Consider the following 18,514-nt stretch of genomic DNA (forward strand, 5'->3'; position numbering starts at 1 on the left):
CAAAATAGGCCGCGAATCATGCCGATGAAGACTTGTCTTGTCAAGGGCACTTGAATCGTTCCGCTAAGTGGTAGGTATAAAGAGGCGGGATATTTATTTCCGGCGCTTGACCTGTAAACTCGCGAGCTTTGGCTCTGTGCTGTTGCGGCGCGGAGTATCGCACAAGTAGGCGCATTGTTCGCCTGCTGTTTATCGACAGGCACCCATTCTCTCAATGAATCTGCTCAAATCGCTGGCCGCGGTCAGCTCTATCACCATGCTTTCCCGGGTTCTGGGTTTTGTACGGGACACGTTGATCGCGCGCATATTCGGCGCCGGTATGGCCACGGACGCCTTCTTCATTGCGTTCAAACTGCCCAACCTGTTGCGGCGGATCTTTGCCGAGGGCGCATTTTCCCAGGCTTTCGTGCCGATTCTCGCCGAATACAAAAGCCAGAAGGGCGAAGAGGCGACGCGTACGTTCATTGCCTACGTGACCGGCCTGCTGACCCTGGTGCTGGCGCTGGTCACGGCGTTAGGTATGCTCGCTGCGCCTTGGGTGATCTGGGCGACGGCGCCGGGTTATACCGATACGCCGGAAAAATTCCAGCTCACCTCTGATCTGCTGCGGGTGACCTTTCCTTATATATTGCTGATCTCGTTGTCCTCGCTGGCCGGCGCGATTCTCAATACCTGGAACCGCTTTTCCGTGCCGGCGTTCGTGCCGACGCTGCTCAACGTCAGCATGATCGTGTTTGCGCTGTTCCTTACGCCGTACTTCGATCCGCCGGTCATGGCCCTTGGCTGGGCGGTGCTGGTCGGCGGTCTGGCGCAGTTGCTCTATCAACTGCCGCACCTGAAAAAGATCGGCATGCTCGTGCTGCCGCGCCTGAACCTGCGCGATACCGGCGTGTGGCGGGTGATGAAGCAGATGCTGCCGGCGATTCTCGGGGTTTCGGTCAGCCAGATTTCGCTGATCATCAACACGATTTTCGCCTCGTTTCTGGTCGCCGGCTCCGTGTCGTGGATGTATTACGCCGACCGTTTGATGGAATTGCCGTCCGGTGTTCTCGGCGTCGCGCTCGGTACGATCTTGTTGCCGACGCTGGCGAAGACCTACGCCAACAAGGATCGCCACGAATATTCGCGGATCCTCGACTGGGGCCTGCGCCTGTGCTTCGTGCTGGTGCTGCCGTGCGCGCTGGCATTGGGGATTCTCGCCGAGCCGCTGACGGTTTCGCTGTTCCAGTACGGCCAGTTCAGCGGCTTCGACGCTGAAATGACCCAGCGTGCACTCATCGCCTATTCGGTCGGCTTGCTGGGGATCATCGTGATCAAGGTGCTGGCGCCGGGCTTTTATGCGCAACAGAACATTCGCACGCCGGTGAAAATCGCCATCTTCACCCTGGTCTGCACGCAGTTGTTCAACCTGGTATTGATCGGTCCGTTGGCCCATGCCGGTCTGGCGCTGGCGATCAGTGCCGGGGCCTGCCTGAATGCCGGGCTGCTGTTCTATCAATTGCGCAAGCAGAAGATGTATCAGCCGCAGCCGGGCTGGGGCAAGTTCGGTTTCAAGCTGGTTGTGGCGGTCACGGTCATGTCGGCGGTGTTGCTGGCGGGCATGCATTTCATGCCAGCATGGGATGAGGGGCACATGCTAGAGCGCTTCCTGCGTCTTGGCGCTTTGGTGGTTGCCGGGGTGGTGGCCTATTTCGGCATGCTACTGCTGCTCGGTTTCCGCCTGCGTGACTTCAATCGCAAGGCCTTGAGCTGAGGTTTCAGCCTTTATCCACAGGCGTGTGCCGGCAGTTTTGTCGGCTCGATCACTTTGCGTTACGGTGTTGCCTGTCGTCGGCCGTCGGGTGTGGTTATAATCGACCACTTTATGAGCAAGAAGCGCGTTATGCAGCTGGTTCGAGGCCTCCACAACTTGCGCCCCCAGCATCGGGGCTGCGTCGCCACTATTGGCAACTTTGACGGTGTTCACCGTGGTCACCAGGCTATCCTGGCCCGGCTGCGTGAGCGTGCGCTCGAGTTGGGCGTACCCAGCTGCGTGGTGATTTTCGAGCCGCAGCCACGGGAGTTCTTTGCCCCCGAGACTGCGCCGGCGCGTCTGGCCCGCTTGCGTGACAAGCTGCAATTGCTGGCTGCCGAAGGCGTCGACCGGGTGTTGTGCCTGGCGTTCAACCAGCGCTTGAGCAAGCTCAGTGCCAGCGAGTTCGTCGATACCATCCTGGTTGACGGTCTCGGCGTGCAGCATCTGGAGGTCGGTGACGACTTCCGCTTCGGTTGCGATCGCCTCGGTGATTTCGATTTTCTGCTGCAGGCCGGGCAGATGCACGGTTTCAGCGTTGAAGCGGCGCAAACCGTCGAGCTGGACGGCATTCGCGTCAGCAGCACGCAAGTGCGCAACGCCCTCGCCGCCGCCGATTTCGCTTTGGCCGAACGCTTGCTCGGCCGCCCGTACCGGATCGCCGGTCGTGTGCTGCATGGCCAGAAACTGGCCCGGCAACTGGGTACGCCCACTGCCAATGTGCAACTCAAGCGTCGTCGCGTGCCGTTCACCGGGGTGTATCTGGTGAATGTCGATGTCGACGGCAAGACCTGGCCCGGTGTCGCCAACATTGGCGTACGGCCCACGGTACAAGGTGATGGCAAGGCCCACCTCGAAGTCCATCTTTTAGATTTTGCCGGCGATCTGTATGACCGGCGTTTGACGGTGGTTTTCCACCAGAAGCTGCGTGAAGAGCAGCGTTTCGCCTCCCTGGAGGCACTGAAAACGGCGATCAACGCGGATGTCGCCGCCGCCCGTGCACTAGCCGCACCTAGCGCCCATCGCTAATGAAGAGCCTTAAATGACCGACTATAAAGCCACGCTAAACCTTCCGGACACCGCCTTCCCAATGAAGGCCGGCCTGCCACAGCGCGAACCGCAGATCCTGCAGCGCTGGGACAGTATTGGCCTGTACGGAAAGTTGCGCGAGATTGGCAAGGATCGTCCGAAGTTCGTTCTGCATGACGGCCCTCCGTATGCCAACGGCACGATTCACATCGGTCACGCACTGAACAAGATTCTCAAGGACATGATCATCCGCTCGAAGACCCTGTCGGGCTTCGATGCGCCGTACGTTCCGGGTTGGGACTGCCACGGCCTGCCGATCGAGCACAAGGTTGAAGTGACCCACGGCAAGAACCTGGGCGCGGACAAGACCCGCGAACTGTGCCGTGCCTACGCCACCGAGCAGATCGAAGGGCAGAAGTCCGAATTCATCCGGCTTGGCGTGCTGGGCGATTGGGCCAACCCGTACAAGACCATGGACTTCAAGAACGAGGCCGGTGAAATCCGCGCCCTCGCCGAAATCGTCAAGGGCGGTTTCGTGTTCAAGGGTCTGAAGCCGGTGAACTGGTGCTTCGACTGCGGTTCGGCGCTGGCCGAAGCGGAAGTCGAATACGAGAACAAAAAGTCCTCGACCATCGACGTCGCGTTCCCGATCGCTGACGAAGCCAGACTGGCTGCCGCGTTCGGCCTGCCGTCGCTGAGCAAGCCTGCCGCGATCGTGATCTGGACCACTACCCCGTGGACCATCCCGGCCAACCAGGCGCTGAACGTTCACCCGGAATTCAACTACGCGCTGATGGATATCGGCGACAAGTTGCTGGTACTGGCTGAAGAGCTGGTCGAAGCCTGCCTGACCCGTTATGGCGTCGAAGGCTCGGTCATCGCGACCACCACCGGTAAACAACTGGAACTGATCAACTTCCGTCACCCGTTCTACGATCGTCTGTCGCCGGTGTATCTGGCTGACTACGTCGAACTGGGCGCCGGTACAGGCGTGGTTCACTCCGCGCCGGCCTACGGCGTGGACGACTTCGTGACCTGCAAGAAATACGGCATGGTCAACGACGACATCCTCAATCCGGTGCAGAGCAACGGCGTGTACGTGCCGTCGCTGGAATTCTTCGGCGGCCAGTTCATCTGGAAGGCCAACCCGGCGATCGTCGACAAGCTGACCGAAGTCGGTGCGCTGATGCACACCACGGTCATCGAACACAGCTACATGCACTGCTGGCGCCACAAGACCCCGCTGATCTACCGCGCCACCGCGCAGTGGTTCATCGGCATGGACAAAGAGCCCACCCGCGGCGACACCCTGCGCGTGCGTTCGCTCAAGGCCATCGAAGACACCACATTCGTGCCGGCCTGGGGCCAGGCGCGTCTGCACTCGATGATCGCCAACCGTCCGGACTGGTGCATCTCGCGTCAGCGCAACTGGGGCGTGCCGATCCCGTTCTTCCTCAACAAGGAAAGCGGCGAACTGCACCCGCGCACCGTCGAACTGATGGAAGAAGTAGCCAAGCGCGTCGAAGTCGAAGGCATCGAAGCCTGGTTCAAGATGGACGCGGCCGAACTGCTTGGCGATGAAGCGCCGCTGTACGACAAGATCAGCGACACCCTCGACGTCTGGTTCGATTCGGGCACCACGCACTGGCACGTCCTGCGCGGTTCGCACCCGATGGGCCACGAAAGCGGCCCGCGTGCCGACCTGTACCTGGAAGGCTCGGACCAACACCGTGGCTGGTTCCACTCGTCGCTGCTGACCGGCTGCGCCATCGACAACCACGCGCCGTACCGCGAACTGCTGACCCACGGTTTCACCGTCGACGAAGCCGGGCGCAAGATGTCCAAGTCGCTGGGCAACGTGATCGCGCCGCAGAAAGTCAACGACACCCTCGGCGCCGACATCATGCGTCTGTGGGTCGCTTCGACCGACTACTCAGGTGAAATGGCGGTATCCGACCAGATCCTGCAGCGTAGCGCCGACGCTTATCGTCGTATCCGTAACACTGCGCGTTTCCTGCTTTCCAACCTGAGCGGCTTCAACCCGGCCACCGACCTCCTGCCGGCTGAAGAAATGCTCGCGCTGGACCGTTGGGCGGTCGACCGCACCTTGCTGCTGCAACGCGAGCTGCAAGAGCACTACGGCGAATACCGTTTCTGGAACGTCTACTCGAAGATCCACAACTTCTGCGTGCAGGAGCTGGGCGGTTTCTACCTCGACATCATCAAGGACCGTCAGTACACCACTGGCGCGAACAGCAAGGCCCGCCGTTCGGCGCAAACCGCGCTGTTCCACATCTCCGAAGCGCTGGTGCGCTGGATCGCGCCGATCCTCGCCTTCACCGCTGACGAACTGTGGGAGTACCTGCCGGGCGAGCGTAACGAATCGGTCATGCTCAACACCTGGTACGAAGGCCTGACCGAACTGCCGGACAACGTCGAGCTGGGCCGCGAATACTGGGACCGGGTGATGGCGGTCAAGGCAGCGGTCAACAAGGAAATGGAGATCCAGCGAGCGGCCAAAGCCGTCGGTGGCAACCTGCAGGCCGAAGTGACGCTGTACGCCGAAGACGCGCTGAGCGCCGATCTGGAAAAACTCAGCAACGAACTGCGCTTCGTCCTGATCACTTCGACCGCCAGCGTTGCGCCGTTTGTTCAGGCACCGGCGGACGCGGTCGCCACTGAAGTCAGCGGTCTGAAGTTGAAGATCGTCAAATCGGCCTTCCCGAAGTGCGCCCGTTGCTGGCACTGCCGCGAAGACGTCGGCGTGAACCCGGAGCATCCGGAAATCTGCGGTCGTTGCGTCGACAACATCAGCGGCACTGGCGAGGTTCGTCACTATGCCTGATGCCATTGGCCGTTTCGGACGGTTGAGCTGGCTGTGGTTGAGCCTGCTGGTACTGGTTATTGACCAGGCCAGCAAGTTCTACTTCGAAGGCAAGCTTGAGATGTTCCAGCAGATCGTGATCATTCCCGATCTGTTCAGCTGGACTTTGGCCTACAACACCGGCGCGGCATTCAGCTTCCTGGCCGACAGTTCCGGCTGGCAGCGCTGGCTGTTCGCCCTGATCGCCATCGTGGTCAGCTGTGTGCTGGTGGTCTGGCTCAAGCGCCTGGGCCGCAACGACACTTGGCTGGCCATCGCGCTGGCGCTGGTGTTGGGCGGCGCGCTGGGCAATCTGTACGACCGCATCGCCCTGGGCCATGTGATCGACTTCATTCTGGTGCACTGGCAGAACCGCTGGTACTTCCCGGCGTTCAACTTCGCCGACAGCGCGATCACAGTTGGCGCGATCATGCTGGCGCTGGACATGTTCAAACCGAAGAAAACCGAAGAGACCGCTCATGACTGAACAGGTATCGGCTGAGCAACGCATCGGCCAGAACACGGAAGTCACTTTGCATTTCGCATTGCGCCTGGAAAACGGCGACACCGTCGACAGTACATTCGACAAAGCCCCGGCGACCTTCAAGGTCGGTGATGGCAACCTGCTGCCGGGTTTCGAAGCGGCGCTGTTCGGCTTCAAGGCCGGCGACAAGCGCACGCTGACCGTCGAGCCGGAAAACGCCTTCGGCCAGCCGAACCCGCAAAACGTACAGGTCATCCCGCGTTCGCAGTTTGCCGACATGGAACTGTCGCCGGGTCTGCTGGTGATCTTCAACGATGCGGCCAATACTGAACTGCCGGGCGTGGTAAAAGTGTTCGACGACGCGCAAGTGACCGTCGACTTCAACCACCCGCTGTCCGGCAAGACATTGACCTTTGACGTGGAAATCATTTCCGTCAAAGCGATCTGAAATGTAGGAGTGAGCCTGCTCGCGATGGGTGCCTGACATTCAACATTGATGTTGACTGACATACCGCCATCGCGAGCAGGCTCACTCCTACAATGGTTTTTCATAGCTTTTGCGCGCAAGACACGAGGCACAGCATGCAAATCAAACTCGCCAACCCCCGTGGCTTCTGCGCCGGCGTGGACCGGGCGATCGAAATCGTCAACCGCGCCCTCGAAGTGTTCGGGCCGCCGATCTACGTGCGCCATGAAGTGGTGCACAACAAGTTCGTCGTCGAGGACCTGCGCAGTCGTGGAGCGATTTTCGTCGAGGAACTCGATCAAGTGCCGGACGACGTCATCGTGATCTTCAGTGCCCACGGCGTTTCCCAGGCCGTACGCAATGAAGCCGCCGGCCGTGGTCTGAAAGTTTTCGACGCCACCTGCCCGCTGGTGACCAAGGTGCATATCGAAGTCGCCAAATACAGCCGCGATGGCCGTGAGTGCATCCTGATCGGCCATGCCGGGCATCCGGAAGTCGAAGGCACCATGGGCCAGTATGACGCCAGCAATGGCGGCGCGATCTACCTCGTCGAAGACGAGCAAGACGTGGCCGAACTGCAGGTACGCAACCCGGAAAAACTCGCGTTCGTCACCCAGACGACCCTGTCGATGGACGACACCAGTCGCGTTATCGACGCCTTGCGTACACGTTTTCCGGCAATTGGCGGCCCGCGCAAGGACGACATCTGCTACGCCACGCAAAACCGTCAGGACGCGGTCAAGCAATTGGCTGACGAATGCGACGTAGTGCTGGTGGTCGGCAGCCCGAACAGCTCCAACTCCAATCGTCTGCGCGAACTCGCCGAGCGCATGGCCACCCCGGCCTTCCTGATCGACGGCGCCGAAGACATGCAAAAGAGCTGGTTCGATGGCGTCGAGCGTATCGGCATCACCGCCGGTGCCTCTGCCCCGGAAGTGCTGGTGCGCGGCGTGATTCAGCAGTTGCAGGCCTGGGGCGCCACCGGCGCCGATGAACTGGCCGGGCGCGAAGAGAACATCACCTTCTCGATGCCTAAAGAGCTGCGCGTGCGTTCGATCTGACCCGCTTGGCTTGCTGACACAGCGCCTGTTCCGCCTTCGTGCGGCTCAGGCGCACGCGACCGGTCGCGGCCAGCACAATCTGCTGCTGGCTGACCGGCTCGCGCGCCGAGCAGACATGTAATGTCCCTGCCTGAAAAGCCCGCCCGGGCATCAGCGGTTGTCCCAGGCTGCTGAAGCGCACGTAACGACTCACCGCCCAATTGCCGACAATCGGCACCTGCATGGCACTTGCCTGTTCCACTAGCAGCGGATTGCTGACGTCTTTGGCGCCCTTGCCACTGATGTCGAGAATGATCCGCCAACCCTGGCTCCAGTCGCCATTGATCCCATGGATCACCACGCTCTGATTGCGCGTGATGGCCAGGCTGCGGGCGTTGCGGATGCCTTCGTATAAGGACTGCGCCGCCTGATCGCGGCGGCTGGATTCTTTGAGGCTGGCAAGCGCGGGGCTGACCAGCAGCAGAACAATTGCGCCGATCGCCAGTCCCATAAGCAATTCGATCAGGCTGAAACCGTGTTGTGACATGAAGACTCCCTCCGTGGAACGTGATGGATGGCGCGCTCCGTGCGCCGGGCAGGGCAAATCAACCGACACAGATCGGCTGAATGTTCTAGCGTGTAGAAGCAGGTATAGCCGACGGCAACGGAGGGCATCGATGGATCTTCGTACAAAAGGTTTCACGCTGATCGAGTTGCTGGTAGCGATCGCCGTGTTTCTGGTTTTGATCACGTTGGCGGTCCCGGCCTTTACCCGTTCGATACAGGGCAGCAAGGCCGATACCGAGATGGGCGATCTGCAACGGGCGATCAACTTTGCCCGCCTTGAGGCGATCAACCGTGGGGTCACCACACGCTTGCGCCCGACGGCTGGCGGCAGCGTCTGGACCGGTGAACTGGCGGTCTACGACAGTACTGGCAATCCGGCCAATGTATTACGGGTTGTTCCAGCGATGAGCAGCGGCGCGACTCTGACGCTACCCTCAGGAGTGACTGCGCTGGATTTCAATAATCTCGGCGGTCTGGCGGCACCGTCGACGGCGGTGGTCATCGGTTACACGCTGGGTACGCAAAGCAGGACGCTGAACGTGTGTCTGAATGGAAGAATTCAACTGGGTGGAAATTGCGGATGAGGGCAGGGAGTCAACGGACGCAGCGAGGGATGACGCTGATCGAGGTGCTGGTCGCGTTGTTGATTCTGACGGTCGGCTTGCTGGGCGCAGCGGCAGTGCAACTGAATGCGCTGAAGTACACCGACAGCTCGCGGATGACCAGCCAGGCCAGTTTCATCGCCTACGACATGATGGACCGCATCCGCGCCAATTCCGCCGCCGATTACACCGCCACGCCGCCGACATCGGGCAATCTGTCGGTGGCGCGGGATCAGGATCTCTACGATTTCACCACCAACATTGCCAGCTTCGGCGGCCCGACCGCCACGGGCAGCATCACCCGCAATCAACGCGTGTACACCATCACCATCACCTGGAACGACGCGCGCGCCGCCAACACTGCTAGCGCTGCGCGTAGCTTCGTCCTCAGCAGCCGCGCCGCGGTCGATCCGGTGGTGTCGCCATGAAGCGTCGGCAACTGGGTTTCGGCCTGATCGAATTGCTGGTCGCCCTGGCGCTGGGCCTGATCGTGGTACTCGGCGTGGTGCAGATTTTCATCGCCGCAAAAAACACTTACGTCAGCCAGAACAGCGCCGCCGCGATGCAGGAAGACGCGCGCTTCGTGTTGAGCAAGATGATTCAGGAAATCCGCATGGTCGGCATGTTCGGTTGTCTCGGCACCATCACCGACTCCAGCAGCACCGGCGATTTCAACGGGGCGCAACTCGCGCCGATCAGTTGGGACAATGCCAACCTGAAACTGACCCTGGTCACCGCCGACGTCGGCAACGCCGGCGGTACACCGACCTGGACGGTGCTTTCCGATTGCCGCAACAGCGCCGTCGCCTACACCGGATTACGAACCGCAGCCAGCGGGCAGATCGCGTTCCCGATTCGGCGGTTGATCTATAGCTTCAGCAATAATCAGATCCTGATGGGCACCGGTAGTGGCAACCCGACGCAACAGGTACTGGTGAATAACGTCAGCGCATTCAATGTGATGTTCGGGCTGGCCAGTTCAGCCACGGATATCGCGGCGTCGACTTACAGTGCCAACCCCAGCGATGCCGCGCGGATCCGCAGTGTGCGCCTTAGCCTGACCCTCACCGATCCGAACAATCGGGTCGCCAGTCAAACCTTCAACGTGGTTGCCGCCTTGCGCAACCGCTTGCAGTGAGGGGGTGATCATGAGGATTTCTCTGCATCAACGGCAAGCGCAACGCGGCATGGTCTTGCTGGTAAGTCTGGTGTTCCTGTTGCTGCTGACCTTGATTGGCCTGTCGTCGATGCAGAGCGCCAACCTGCAGGAAAAAATGGCTGGCAGCGTCAGCCTGCGCAACCAGTCGTTTCAGGCTGCCGAAGCCGCGTTGCGCATCGGCGAAAGCGCAGTGCAACTGGACAGTTATTCGCTGGCGGTGTGCAGCGGCACTCAATGTGCGCCACCGGCAGAGTCGACGGTGGTCAGCGCGGCGGGGCTCAACTCGACGTCCGGGGTGACCTGGATCGCTGCCGGTAACGGCTTCTATGGGGTGCAGAACATCGGCACGACATTGACCGCGGTCAACGTGCCGAGCAACACCTCGGCGACCCTGTACCGCGTCACCGCTGTCGGTATCGCCGGTAGCTCGCGCAGTGTGCTGGAGAGCGTGTATGCGAAGTTTTGAGCGCTGCCGGACGTTGCTGCTCGGCATGCTCCTGAGTTTTTATCTGAGCTCGCCGGCCTACGCCTTCACGCCGTCCGACTCGCCTTTGCTGAGCGCAGCAGCCGTGCCGCCAAACGTGATGCTGCTGATCGACGATTCGGGGAGCATGAACAGCATCATTTATGCCGCCGGGTTTGATCCGAACGTCAACCGCACACCGGCGCGGCAGTGCAATGCCTTTCTCGGATTGTGCTCTGCGCTGAATGCCCCGCAGATCACCGGCGACCTGGTGTTTCTCTCGAGCTTGCCGAACTCGGGTTGCTCCGGCGGCGCCTATGCGTTTTACAACAATAGCCCAGCACCGTTGTGCCTGAAACTGCCCGACCCGGTGGGCAACGAGAACACCCGCTATTCCGCCGATTACATTGCCTACATCGTCAGTCTGGCGATCAGCAACGGCACCCGCGATTTCACCACCGGAGCGATTCCCAACGATTACCGGATGAACGTGGCACGCAACGTGTCCACCGCGCTGGTCAGCAGCAACCGCACCTTGCGCATGGGGCTGGCGACGTTCAACCCGGCCACCAGCGCCAACCCCGGTAACGGAGGTTTCATCCCTCGCGCGATTACCGATCTGTCGCCGGTAGCGGGCAGCGTGACCCAGGCGCAGGCCGATACCAACTACAACGCGCTGATTTCATCCATCAACGGTTTGAACGCGGTGGCCAATACGCCCTTGGCGGAAAGCTATTACGAGATCACCCGTTATATGCGGGGCATCGCCCCTTTCTACAACGGCACGCCGAGCAGCTACACCAGCCCAATTCAATATCGCTGCCAGAAAAACTACGGCGTGGTGATTACCGACGGCTTGCCGACCTACGACCGAACCTTCCCGACCAACGATCCATTGGGCGGCAATCGGTTGCCGAACTGGGATGGCGTCAACAATGACGGCGATAACCTCAACGGCGATGGTGAGGGCGATACGCTGTACCTGGATGACATCGCCAAGTTTGCCTTCGACATCGACATGCGCTCGACCGGCACCGATGCGGCGGGCAAAAGCTGGAACGCGGTGGATTTTCCCAAGCAGAACATGAACACCTACACCGTCGGTTTCGCGGCGGATAACGACATGCTGTCCGACGCCGCCAGTTATGGGCAGGGCCGGTATTACCAGGCTACCGACAGCTCCGGACTCAACGCGGCCTTATCGTCGGCATTGAGCGACATTACCTCCAAGGCCGGCTCCGGCGGTGCCGGTGTCGCCAGCAGCAGCTCGTTGAGCAGCGGCAGCAGTTTTTATCAGACCACTTACGATCCAAAGGATTGGCGCGGGACGATCCGCTCGTTCGGCTTTACTTCGGCCGGTACGGTGAATACCTCGAGCGCCCAATGGTCCACCGATACCACCATTGTGCCGTCCGCCACCGCACCGACTTTCCAGTCGTGGAACACCGTGAGCAATGCACCGATATCCTTGGCCTTCGGTAACTTTTCCCCCGCGCAGCAAACCACCCTGAACCTGGGCTTGCCCACCGGAATCACCGGCAACGATCTGGTGGAATGGAGCAAAGGCACCAACAAGGCCGGGCTCAAGGTGCGCAGCGTGTTGCTCGGCGACATCATCAATTCGCCGCTGGTGCTCGCATCGCCTTCGGACAAGACCGCGTCCGATCTGTCCGCCGATACGAGTTACACCACCTACCTGACGACCAAAGCGGCCAACATGAATGCCAGTCTGGTGGTCAACGCCAACGACGGTTTTGTCAACGTGATCAATTCGGCGAACGGCACGCGCCGTTATGCCTACATGCCATCCAGCGTGCTGCCGTCGTTGCGCCTGATCGCCGACACCAACTACGTCAACGGCGTCAGCCACAAGTTTCTCGTCGATGGTCAGGTCGGGGTGTTTGACGTGCAGTCCGGCACTACCTGGAAAACCCTGGCCATCGGCGGCACCGGTGCCGGCGGTAAAACCTTCTACGGGCTGCAACTGTTCGATGCTTCGGCGGGCAATGTGATTCGTGCCCTGTGGGAGGTCAGCGCGCCGGCCACCGCCAGCACGGCCAACGCTTTCAATGATCTGGGTTACGCCTACGCCCGTCCGGAAGTGGCACGCTTGGCCGATGGTCGCTGGGCCGCGTTCATTGCCAATGGCTACGGCAGCAATTCCGGCGTCGCGGCGTTGTACGTGCTGGATGTGCGTGATGGCTCGTTGATCAGGAAAATCGTTATCGACAATACGGAAACCACCAATGGCCTGTCTTCGGTCGAACTCAGGGTGAATTCGTCGAACGTGGTGCAGGCGGCTTACGGCGGTGACTTGAAAGGGCGGATGTGGAAATTCGATTTGAGCGCGACAGCCCCGGAAAGCTGGGGCGTGGCGTTTGCCGGCAAACCGTTGTTCACCGCACCGGGCGGGGCGACGCAGCCGATCACCGCGCAACCGCTGCTGGCGGATAACCCGCAGGGTGGCAAGCAGTTGTTCTTCGGCACCGGTAAATTCAACGAAACTGCCGACAAGACCAACAAGGATCTGCAAGCGTTCTATTCGGTATGGGACGCCGATGGCGGCTCGGGACAAATTACCGTCAGCAGCTTGCAGGCGCAGGCGATTACCGGGTCGTTCTCCGGCAGCACCGGCCAGTTCGTGACCACTACGCAAAATGACACGACGTATCCGGGCGAGAAGGGCTGGTATTTGCCGCTGGTGTATAACAACGTGCTGACCGGCGAGCGGGTGATCAATCAGGCGAGCATTGTGCTGGGGCGCGTCGTCTTTACCACGGCCAGCGTCGATACCACCGATCCCTGTGCAAGTTTCGGCACGGGCAAACTGGTCGAACTGGAGGCGTTCAGCGGTAAGATGCTCAACTACGCCGTGATCGACACCAATGCTGATCGTTTGGTCGACGGCAATGACACGATATCCAGCGGAGTGGTGTTCACTGGGGGCATCCCGACCCTTAACGTAGTTTCCGCCGATGCCAAGACCAAGCTTGTAACCGACACCAGTGGTGTAGTCACCACCGTCGTGGAAAAGGGCGGTGGCGGCAGCCGTCGTATCATGTGGCGACAAATCCAGTAAGCGAGAATTTGAGGCATGCGCAGAGCCAACCGAGGTTTCACCCTGATCGAAATCATGATCGTGATTGCGATCATCGGGATCGTCATTACCATCGCTGCACCGAGCTACACCGAGTACCTGAAAAAGGGCCGTCGCGCCGAGGTGGTATCGCTGCTCTCGGAACAGGCGCAGATCCTCGAGCGGTTCTACACCCGCAACAATGTCTACACCGGCGTCACCGGGCTGAGTGCCGGCAATGATTTCTATACCCTCACGCCGACGATCACTGACCAGACCTTTGTGCTGACCGCAACACGCAAGAGCGGCACGTCGATGGCCACTGACAAGTGCGGCGATTTCACCCTGACCAACACCGGTGTCAGGAGCATGAACAACGCGACCACCGGACTGACCACCAAGGATTGCTGGGGCCGCTGAGGCGCTTTCTTTCGGGCGCCTTTTGCGCCCACTGTCTTTTTTACGGTTGGATCAAACATGACCAGGCAACAGCAAGTGGTGATTGTCGGTGGCGGGGTGATAGGCCTGCTGACCGCCTACAATCTCGCCTCCGAAGTGCGCAGCGTGGTGCTGCTGGACCGTTCGAACCTGGGCCAGGAATCGTCCTGGGCGGGCGGCGGTATTGTTTCTCCGCTGTACCCGTGGCGCTATAGCCTGGCGGTCACCGCGCTGGCGCACTGGTCGCAGGATTTTTATCCACAGCTCGGCGCGCGGCTGTTCGCCGACACGGGGGTTGATCCAGAAGTGCACACTACCGGCCTGTACTGGCTGGACCTGGATGACGAAGCCGAGGCACTGGCGTGGGCCGAGCGCGAAAACCGCCCGCTGCGCTCTGTGGATATCTCGGCGGCGCATGACGCGGTGCCGGTGCTGGGCGGCGGATTTTCGCGCGCAATCTACATGGCCGATGTTGCCAATGTGCGCAATCCGCGGTTGGTGAAATCCCTGAAAGCAGCGTTGCAGGCGTTGCCCAACGTGACCATTCACGAGCAGTGCGAAGTCAGCGGCTTCGCCCGTGACGGTGAGCGTGTGATTGGCGTTGAAACGGCCGGTGGTGTCATCGCTGGCGATCAGGTGGTACTGACCGCTGGGGCGTGGAGCGGCGACTTGCTCAAGACCCTGGACCTGACACTGCCGGTGGAACCGGTCAAAGGGCAGATGATTCTTTATAAATGCGCTGCGGACTTCCTGCCGAGCATGGTGCTGGCCAAGGGGCGTTATGCGATTCCGCGTCGCGACGGGCATATTCTGATCGGCAGTACGCTGGAGCACGCAGGCTACGACAAGACGCCAACCGACGTCGCGCTGGAAAGCCTCAAGACATCGGCGCTCGAGCTGTTGCCGGCGCTGGTCGATGCCGAAGTGGTCGGGCACTGGGCCGGGCTGCGTCCGGGCTCGCCGGAGGGGATTCCTTATATCGGGCGAGTGCCGGGGTTTGACGGCTTATGGCTCAATTGCGGGCATTACCGCAACGGGCTGGTGCTGGCGCCGGCGTCGTGTCAGTTGTTTGCCGATGTGATGTTGGGCAGGGCGCCGATAATTGATCCGGCGCCGTATGCACCTGAGGGGCGTATTTGATCTGATAAGTCTTCTGTGTCTGATAGGCCGTCATCGCGAGCAGGCTCACTCCTACATTGGTCCTTGGTGTTCAAAAAAATTGAGTACACCAAAGGACATTGTAGGAGCGAGCCTGCTCGCGAAGGAGCCCTCAATCCAGACCGAGTTTCTTCAGCCGGTAACGCATCGAACGAAACGAAAGACTCAAGCGCTGCGCTGCCGCCGTACGGTTCCAGCGCGTCTCTTCCAGTGCCTGCAAGATCAGCTTGCGCTCGACGTTCTCCAGATAATCTTCAAGATTGTCGATCTGCGTCAGATCGGCAATCGCGCCGTCTGCCGCACAGTTGCCCTCGCTGAGGCGCAAATCACCGGCCTCGATCGTACGGTTCTCGCACAGGGTATGGGCTCGCTCGAGGACGTTTTCCAGTTCGCGCACATTGCCGGGGAAGCGGTAGTTCTTCAGTGTTTCCAGCGCCTGCGGGTGTAGACGTGCGGCTGGCTGGCCGGTGTCCTTGGCCAAGCGCTTGAGCACGTGCGTCGCCAGTACCTCGATGTCATCGCGCCGCTCGCGCAAAGACGGCACGCGTAGCTCGATCACGTTCAAGCGGTAGTACAAATCCTGACGAAAACGCTCGGCGGCGACCTCGGCATCGAGGTCCTTGTGCGTGGCGCAAAGAATCCGCACGTCGACCACGGTTTCCTGCTGGCCGCCGACGCTACGCACGGCTTTTTCCTGGATAGCTCGCAGCAGCTTGACCTGCATCGACAACGGCAAATCCGCCACTTCATCAAGAAACAATGTGCCGCCATGGGCCGCTTGAAACAGCCCTGGCTTGTCCTCGACCGCGCCAGTGAAACTGCCTTTGCGATGGCCGAAAAACTCGCTTTCCATCAACTCCGAGGGAATCGCCCCGCAGTTCACCGGCACGAACGGCTGGCTGGCGCGCGGCCCTTGCTCGTGGATCAGCCGCGCGACGAGCTCCTTGCCGCTGCCGGATTCACCGCTGATGTACACCGGCGCCTGACTGCGCGCGAGTTTGTCGATCTGCTTGCGCAAGTTGCGCATTGGCGGCGAATCGCCGAGCAAGTGCCGATCAATCGGAGTGCTATGACCACCGGCGGCCGGCATGCGCAAGGCACTGCTGACCAGTTCGCGCAGGCGCGTGAGATCGACCGGTTTGGTCAGAAAATCGAACGCCCCGGCCTTAAGCGCATTGATTGCGGTTTCCAGGCTGCCATACGCGGTGATCATCGCCACTGGCACTTGTGGATAACGCTGCTGGATGTGCTGCACCAGCTCCAGCCCCGTGCCGTCGGGCAGGCGCATATCGGTCAGGCACAGATCGAACGCTTCGCGTTGCAAAAGTGCTTGTGCCTCGGCCAGATTGCGCGCGCTGTAAGTGTCGAGTTTCATCCGGCCCAGGGTGATTTCGAGGAGTTCGCGGATGTCCGGTTCGTCGTCAACAATGAGAACTTTTTGCCGTGGGCTTGTATTCAACTTTGTTTCCGTCCGTGAGCAAAGGTGATGCGAAAGCAGCCGCCGCCTTGGCGTGATTGAAAGTCTAGGCGCGCTTGGTTGCTTTCGCACAGCTCACGGGACAGATAAAGACCCAGGCCGGTGCCCTGGCTGCTGGTGGTGAAGAACGGTTCGAACAGATGCGCCTGTTCTTTGGCCGGTACGCCGGGGCCGTTATCCTGTACCTCAAGTACCGCCAACTGGCTGTCGGGGTCAGTGAACAGCGCCAGCCAGACCTCAGCCTGTTCGTGCAGCAGGGCACTGTGACGCCAGCCGTTGCGCAACAGATTGTCGAGGATCTGCCGCAGCTGGTTCGGGTCCATCAATGTGGTGAAGTCCCCGGAGTTGATCCGCAGATGGATCTGCTGACGCTCGCCGGCTTGCTCGCGGCTTTCGGCAACGAAGCTCTCCAGCCACGGTTTGAGGTCCAGCCGTTGCGGGGCACTCTGCTGACGACGGGACAGTTGCAGGACGTTTTCGATGACTCGATTCATGCGCTGGGAGTGGTCTTGAATAATCTGCGTCAGACGCCGATCGGCACTATCGAGTTCCTCGGACTCGGCCAACAGTTGTGCGGCATGGCTGATCGCCCCCAGCGGATTGCGAATTTCATGGGAGATGCCAGCGGTCAATCGGCCGAGCGCGGCGAGCTTCAATTGCTGCGCCTGCTGTGCGATTTGCGCGAGGTCTTCGAGAAACACCAAAGTGCGCGGATTCGGGCTCTGTTCGAGGGCGATGAAGCTCGGTTGCAGTTCTATGCCATTGCCGGCGACTTTCAGGCTTTGCGGGCGCAGGGTCGGGTTGTTCATCCACAGTTGCAGGCGCTCGACCAGCGTCGGCGAATATTCATCGATCAAATGGCCTTGCAGGTGTGATCGGGCGAGCAGGATTTGCGCGCTGTGGTTGGCCAGTAACACTCGACGCTCATGATCAAGGACGAGGATGCCGGTGCGCATGCGTTGCAGAATCAGAGCATTGAGGGCTTCGAGGCCCACCACTTCGCTGGCGCGCTGCTCGGCCAGGGTTTCGCTGACCTCGAGGCGACGGATAAGCCCCTGCACCAATAGCGAGGCGGCAAAGCAAAGCGCGCCGAGCGTACCGGCCTGCAGGTATTCATTGGCGCTCAGGGGATGGCTCAGACCGAGCAGGAAACTCGAACCGACGATGCCCAGCGCGGCGATGGCCGCAATCAACAGACCGATGCGCCGGCGCAACAGGGTGTTGCTGATCGCTACCGACACGATCAACAAGTTGCCCAGTGCACTGCCAACCCCGCCTGCTGCGAAGAACAAACCGCACAGAAGCAGCACGTCGACCAGTGCCAGGCTGAACAATTGCCCGGGCCGACGGGTATTTTCGAGAAACACCACCAGCAGAATATTCAGAACCAGATACAGCCAACTGCCGCCGCGCAGCAAATCGTCGTTGGCCGACGTCAGCAGGCGGTTGTCCATGTTGCTCGAGATCAGCAACACCAAGGTGATGCCGACGCTCAGACGGTACAGGTGATAAAGACGCAGCAGACGCTGCGCCTGTTTGCTGTCGGTGTGGGCAGCCTCAGCGACCACTGGCGCTCGGGCCTTGCTCGAGATGAGCCTGGCTGCAATACCACTGTTGCTGATTGCCCAGCGCGCGATCGCGGGGCAGGTGCACGCCGCAATGGGCGCAGCGCACCATGGGCGCGGCGTCTCGCTCGCGAGAATTGCGCTGGGACTGATTGGAGGTGGCGGGTGCCTTGAATTTACGCCAGAGCCAGATGGCGGCGAAGATCACGGCGATCCAGAACAATAAACGAAGCATGATGAGCGGCTTTTCGACTGATGATCCGGCAGTTTAGCCAAGGAGCCGGGCAGCGCACAGCGGATTAAAGCGCGGCCATGAAAAAGGGAGATCCGCAGAT

At 60.5% G+C, this 18,514-nt stretch carries 18 protein-coding genes; 13 read left to right on the top strand and 5 right to left on the bottom strand.

Features of this window, described 5'->3' with window-relative positions:
* Positions 1-214: 214 nt before the first annotated feature.
* Positions 215-1,753 carry a murein biosynthesis integral membrane protein MurJ gene (gene murJ / locus J3P75_RS04520; protein WP_434709454.1) on the top strand — a complete coding sequence of 513 codons (1,539 nt, stop codon included), beginning with the start codon at positions 215-217 and terminating at the stop codon, positions 1,751-1,753.
* On the opposite strand, the gene J3P75_RS04525 is transcribed toward murJ, so the two are convergent.
* On the bottom strand, positions 1,700-1,975 hold the full coding sequence (locus tag J3P75_RS04525; RefSeq protein ID WP_434711402.1) for a hypothetical protein: 276 nt from the start codon (positions 1,973-1,975) through the stop codon (positions 1,700-1,702). The two genes, murJ and J3P75_RS04525, sit on opposite strands and share 54 nt — an antisense overlap.
* Here J3P75_RS04525 and ribF point away from each other — a divergent pair.
* The 5 genes from ribF to ispH all read left to right on the top strand — a co-directional run bounded on the left by ribF (position 1,883) and on the right by ispH (position 7,695).
* Positions 1,883-2,821, top strand: coding sequence for a bifunctional riboflavin kinase/FAD synthetase (ribF, locus tag J3P75_RS04530; RefSeq protein WP_434709455.1), 939 nt, complete (start codon positions 1,883-1,885; stop codon positions 2,819-2,821). The genes J3P75_RS04525 and ribF overlap by 93 nt on opposite strands.
* Positions 2,822-2,834: 13 nt before the next feature.
* Positions 2,835-5,666: an isoleucine--tRNA ligase gene (ileS, locus tag J3P75_RS04535; RefSeq protein ID WP_434709456.1), complete on the top strand. Its 2,832-nt coding sequence runs from the start codon at positions 2,835-2,837 to the stop codon at positions 5,664-5,666.
* On the top strand, positions 5,659-6,171 hold the full coding sequence (gene lspA / locus J3P75_RS04540) for a signal peptidase II (RefSeq protein ID WP_434595413.1): 513 nt from the start codon (positions 5,659-5,661) through the stop codon (positions 6,169-6,171). Before ileS ends, lspA begins: the two co-directional genes overlap by 8 nt.
* Positions 6,164-6,616 carry an FKBP-type peptidyl-prolyl cis-trans isomerase gene (gene fkpB, locus J3P75_RS04545; RefSeq protein ID WP_434709457.1) on the top strand — a complete coding sequence of 151 codons (453 nt, stop codon included), beginning with the start codon at positions 6,164-6,166 and terminating at the stop codon, positions 6,614-6,616. The genes lspA and fkpB overlap by 8 nt, the downstream gene beginning before the upstream one ends.
* Before the next feature lie 134 nt (positions 6,617-6,750).
* Positions 6,751-7,695, top strand: coding sequence for a 4-hydroxy-3-methylbut-2-enyl diphosphate reductase (ispH, locus tag J3P75_RS04550; protein ID WP_203419551.1), 945 nt, complete (start codon positions 6,751-6,753; stop codon positions 7,693-7,695).
* Here ispH and J3P75_RS04555 read toward each other — a convergent pair.
* Positions 7,667-8,221 carry a GspH/FimT family pseudopilin gene (locus J3P75_RS04555; protein WP_434709458.1) on the bottom strand — a complete coding sequence of 185 codons (555 nt, stop codon included), beginning with the start codon at positions 8,219-8,221 and terminating at the stop codon, positions 7,667-7,669. The genes ispH and J3P75_RS04555 overlap by 29 nt on opposite strands.
* A 130-nt stretch (positions 8,222-8,351) precedes the next feature.
* On the opposite strand from J3P75_RS04555, the gene J3P75_RS04560 reads away from it, so the two are divergent.
* From J3P75_RS04560 to thiO, 7 genes are read left to right on the top strand one after another with little or no spacing between them, the layout of a single operon-like run.
* Complete coding sequence (locus J3P75_RS04560; protein WP_434709459.1) at positions 8,352-8,825, top strand: GspH/FimT family pseudopilin; 474 nt, start codon at positions 8,352-8,354, stop codon at positions 8,823-8,825.
* A complete protein-coding gene (pilV, locus tag J3P75_RS04565; protein ID WP_434595424.1) occupies positions 8,822-9,271 on the top strand; it encodes a type IV pilus modification protein PilV in 450 nt (149 codons plus the stop codon). The genes J3P75_RS04560 and pilV overlap by 4 nt, the downstream gene beginning before the upstream one ends.
* On the top strand, positions 9,268-9,981 hold the full coding sequence (locus J3P75_RS04570; protein WP_434595427.1) for a PilW family protein: 714 nt from the start codon (positions 9,268-9,270) through the stop codon (positions 9,979-9,981). Before pilV ends, J3P75_RS04570 begins: the two co-directional genes overlap by 4 nt.
* 10 nt (positions 9,982-9,991) lie before the next feature.
* Positions 9,992-10,468 (top strand): pilus assembly PilX family protein, encoded by a 477-nt coding sequence (locus J3P75_RS04575; protein WP_208939714.1) that lies wholly within the window; start codon positions 9,992-9,994, stop codon positions 10,466-10,468.
* Positions 10,455-13,544, top strand: coding sequence for a pilus assembly protein (locus J3P75_RS04580; RefSeq protein WP_434709460.1), 3,090 nt, complete (start codon positions 10,455-10,457; stop codon positions 13,542-13,544). Before J3P75_RS04575 ends, J3P75_RS04580 begins: the two co-directional genes overlap by 14 nt.
* 15 nt (positions 13,545-13,559) lie before the next feature.
* Positions 13,560-13,961, top strand: coding sequence for a type IV pilin protein (locus tag J3P75_RS04585; protein ID WP_394599573.1), 402 nt, complete (start codon positions 13,560-13,562; stop codon positions 13,959-13,961).
* A 57-nt stretch (positions 13,962-14,018) separates the two neighbouring features.
* On the top strand, positions 14,019-15,119 hold the full coding sequence (gene thiO / locus J3P75_RS04590; protein WP_434709461.1) for a glycine oxidase ThiO: 1,101 nt from the start codon (positions 14,019-14,021) through the stop codon (positions 15,117-15,119).
* Positions 15,120-15,249: 130 nt separating this feature from the next.
* Here thiO and J3P75_RS04595 read toward each other — a convergent pair whose 3' ends face one another.
* From J3P75_RS04595 to J3P75_RS04605, 3 genes are read right to left on the bottom strand one after another with little or no spacing between them, the layout of a single operon-like run.
* Positions 15,250-16,596: a sigma-54-dependent transcriptional regulator gene (locus tag J3P75_RS04595; RefSeq protein WP_434709462.1), complete on the bottom strand. Its 1,347-nt coding sequence runs from the start codon at positions 16,594-16,596 to the stop codon at positions 15,250-15,252.
* On the bottom strand, positions 16,593-18,182 hold the full coding sequence (locus J3P75_RS04600) for a sensor histidine kinase (protein WP_434709463.1): 1,590 nt from the start codon (positions 18,180-18,182) through the stop codon (positions 16,593-16,595). Before J3P75_RS04600 ends, J3P75_RS04595 begins: the two co-directional genes overlap by 4 nt.
* Positions 18,172-18,414, bottom strand: a complete 243-nt coding sequence (locus J3P75_RS04605) for a PP0621 family protein (RefSeq protein WP_434709464.1) — start codon at positions 18,412-18,414, stop codon at positions 18,172-18,174. The genes J3P75_RS04600 and J3P75_RS04605 overlap by 11 nt, the downstream gene beginning before the upstream one ends.
* Between the last annotated feature and the right edge of the window lie 100 nt (positions 18,415-18,514).

The organism is Pseudomonas sp. R1-1, assembly GCF_051132135.1.
Taxonomy (GTDB): domain Bacteria; phylum Pseudomonadota; class Gammaproteobacteria; order Pseudomonadales; family Pseudomonadaceae; genus Aquipseudomonas.

Coding starts and splice junctions, on each gene's coding strand:
- murJ (WP_434709454.1), top strand. CDS start 215: ATGAATCTGCTCAAATCGCTGGCCGCGGTCAGCTCTATCACCATGCTT.
- ribF (WP_434709455.1), top strand. CDS start 1,883: ATGCAGCTGGTTCGAGGCCTCCACAACTTGCGCCCCCAGCATCGGGGC.
- ileS (WP_434709456.1), top strand. CDS start 2,835: ATGACCGACTATAAAGCCACGCTAAACCTTCCGGACACCGCCTTCCCA.
- lspA (WP_434595413.1), top strand. CDS start 5,659: ATGCCTGATGCCATTGGCCGTTTCGGACGGTTGAGCTGGCTGTGGTTG.
- fkpB (WP_434709457.1), top strand. CDS start 6,164: ATGACTGAACAGGTATCGGCTGAGCAACGCATCGGCCAGAACACGGAA.
- ispH (WP_203419551.1), top strand. CDS start 6,751: ATGCAAATCAAACTCGCCAACCCCCGTGGCTTCTGCGCCGGCGTGGAC.
- J3P75_RS04555 (WP_434709458.1), bottom strand. CDS start 8,221: ATGTCACAACACGGTTTCAGCCTGATCGAATTGCTTATGGGACTGGCG.
- J3P75_RS04560 (WP_434709459.1), top strand. CDS start 8,352: ATGGATCTTCGTACAAAAGGTTTCACGCTGATCGAGTTGCTGGTAGCG.
- pilV (WP_434595424.1), top strand. CDS start 8,822: ATGAGGGCAGGGAGTCAACGGACGCAGCGAGGGATGACGCTGATCGAG.
- J3P75_RS04570 (WP_434595427.1), top strand. CDS start 9,268: ATGAAGCGTCGGCAACTGGGTTTCGGCCTGATCGAATTGCTGGTCGCC.
- J3P75_RS04575 (WP_208939714.1), top strand. CDS start 9,992: ATGAGGATTTCTCTGCATCAACGGCAAGCGCAACGCGGCATGGTCTTG.
- J3P75_RS04580 (WP_434709460.1), top strand. CDS start 10,455: ATGCGAAGTTTTGAGCGCTGCCGGACGTTGCTGCTCGGCATGCTCCTG.
- J3P75_RS04585 (WP_394599573.1), top strand. CDS start 13,560: ATGCGCAGAGCCAACCGAGGTTTCACCCTGATCGAAATCATGATCGTG.
- thiO (WP_434709461.1), top strand. CDS start 14,019: ATGACCAGGCAACAGCAAGTGGTGATTGTCGGTGGCGGGGTGATAGGC.
- J3P75_RS04605 (WP_434709464.1), bottom strand. CDS start 18,414: ATGCTTCGTTTATTGTTCTGGATCGCCGTGATCTTCGCCGCCATCTGG.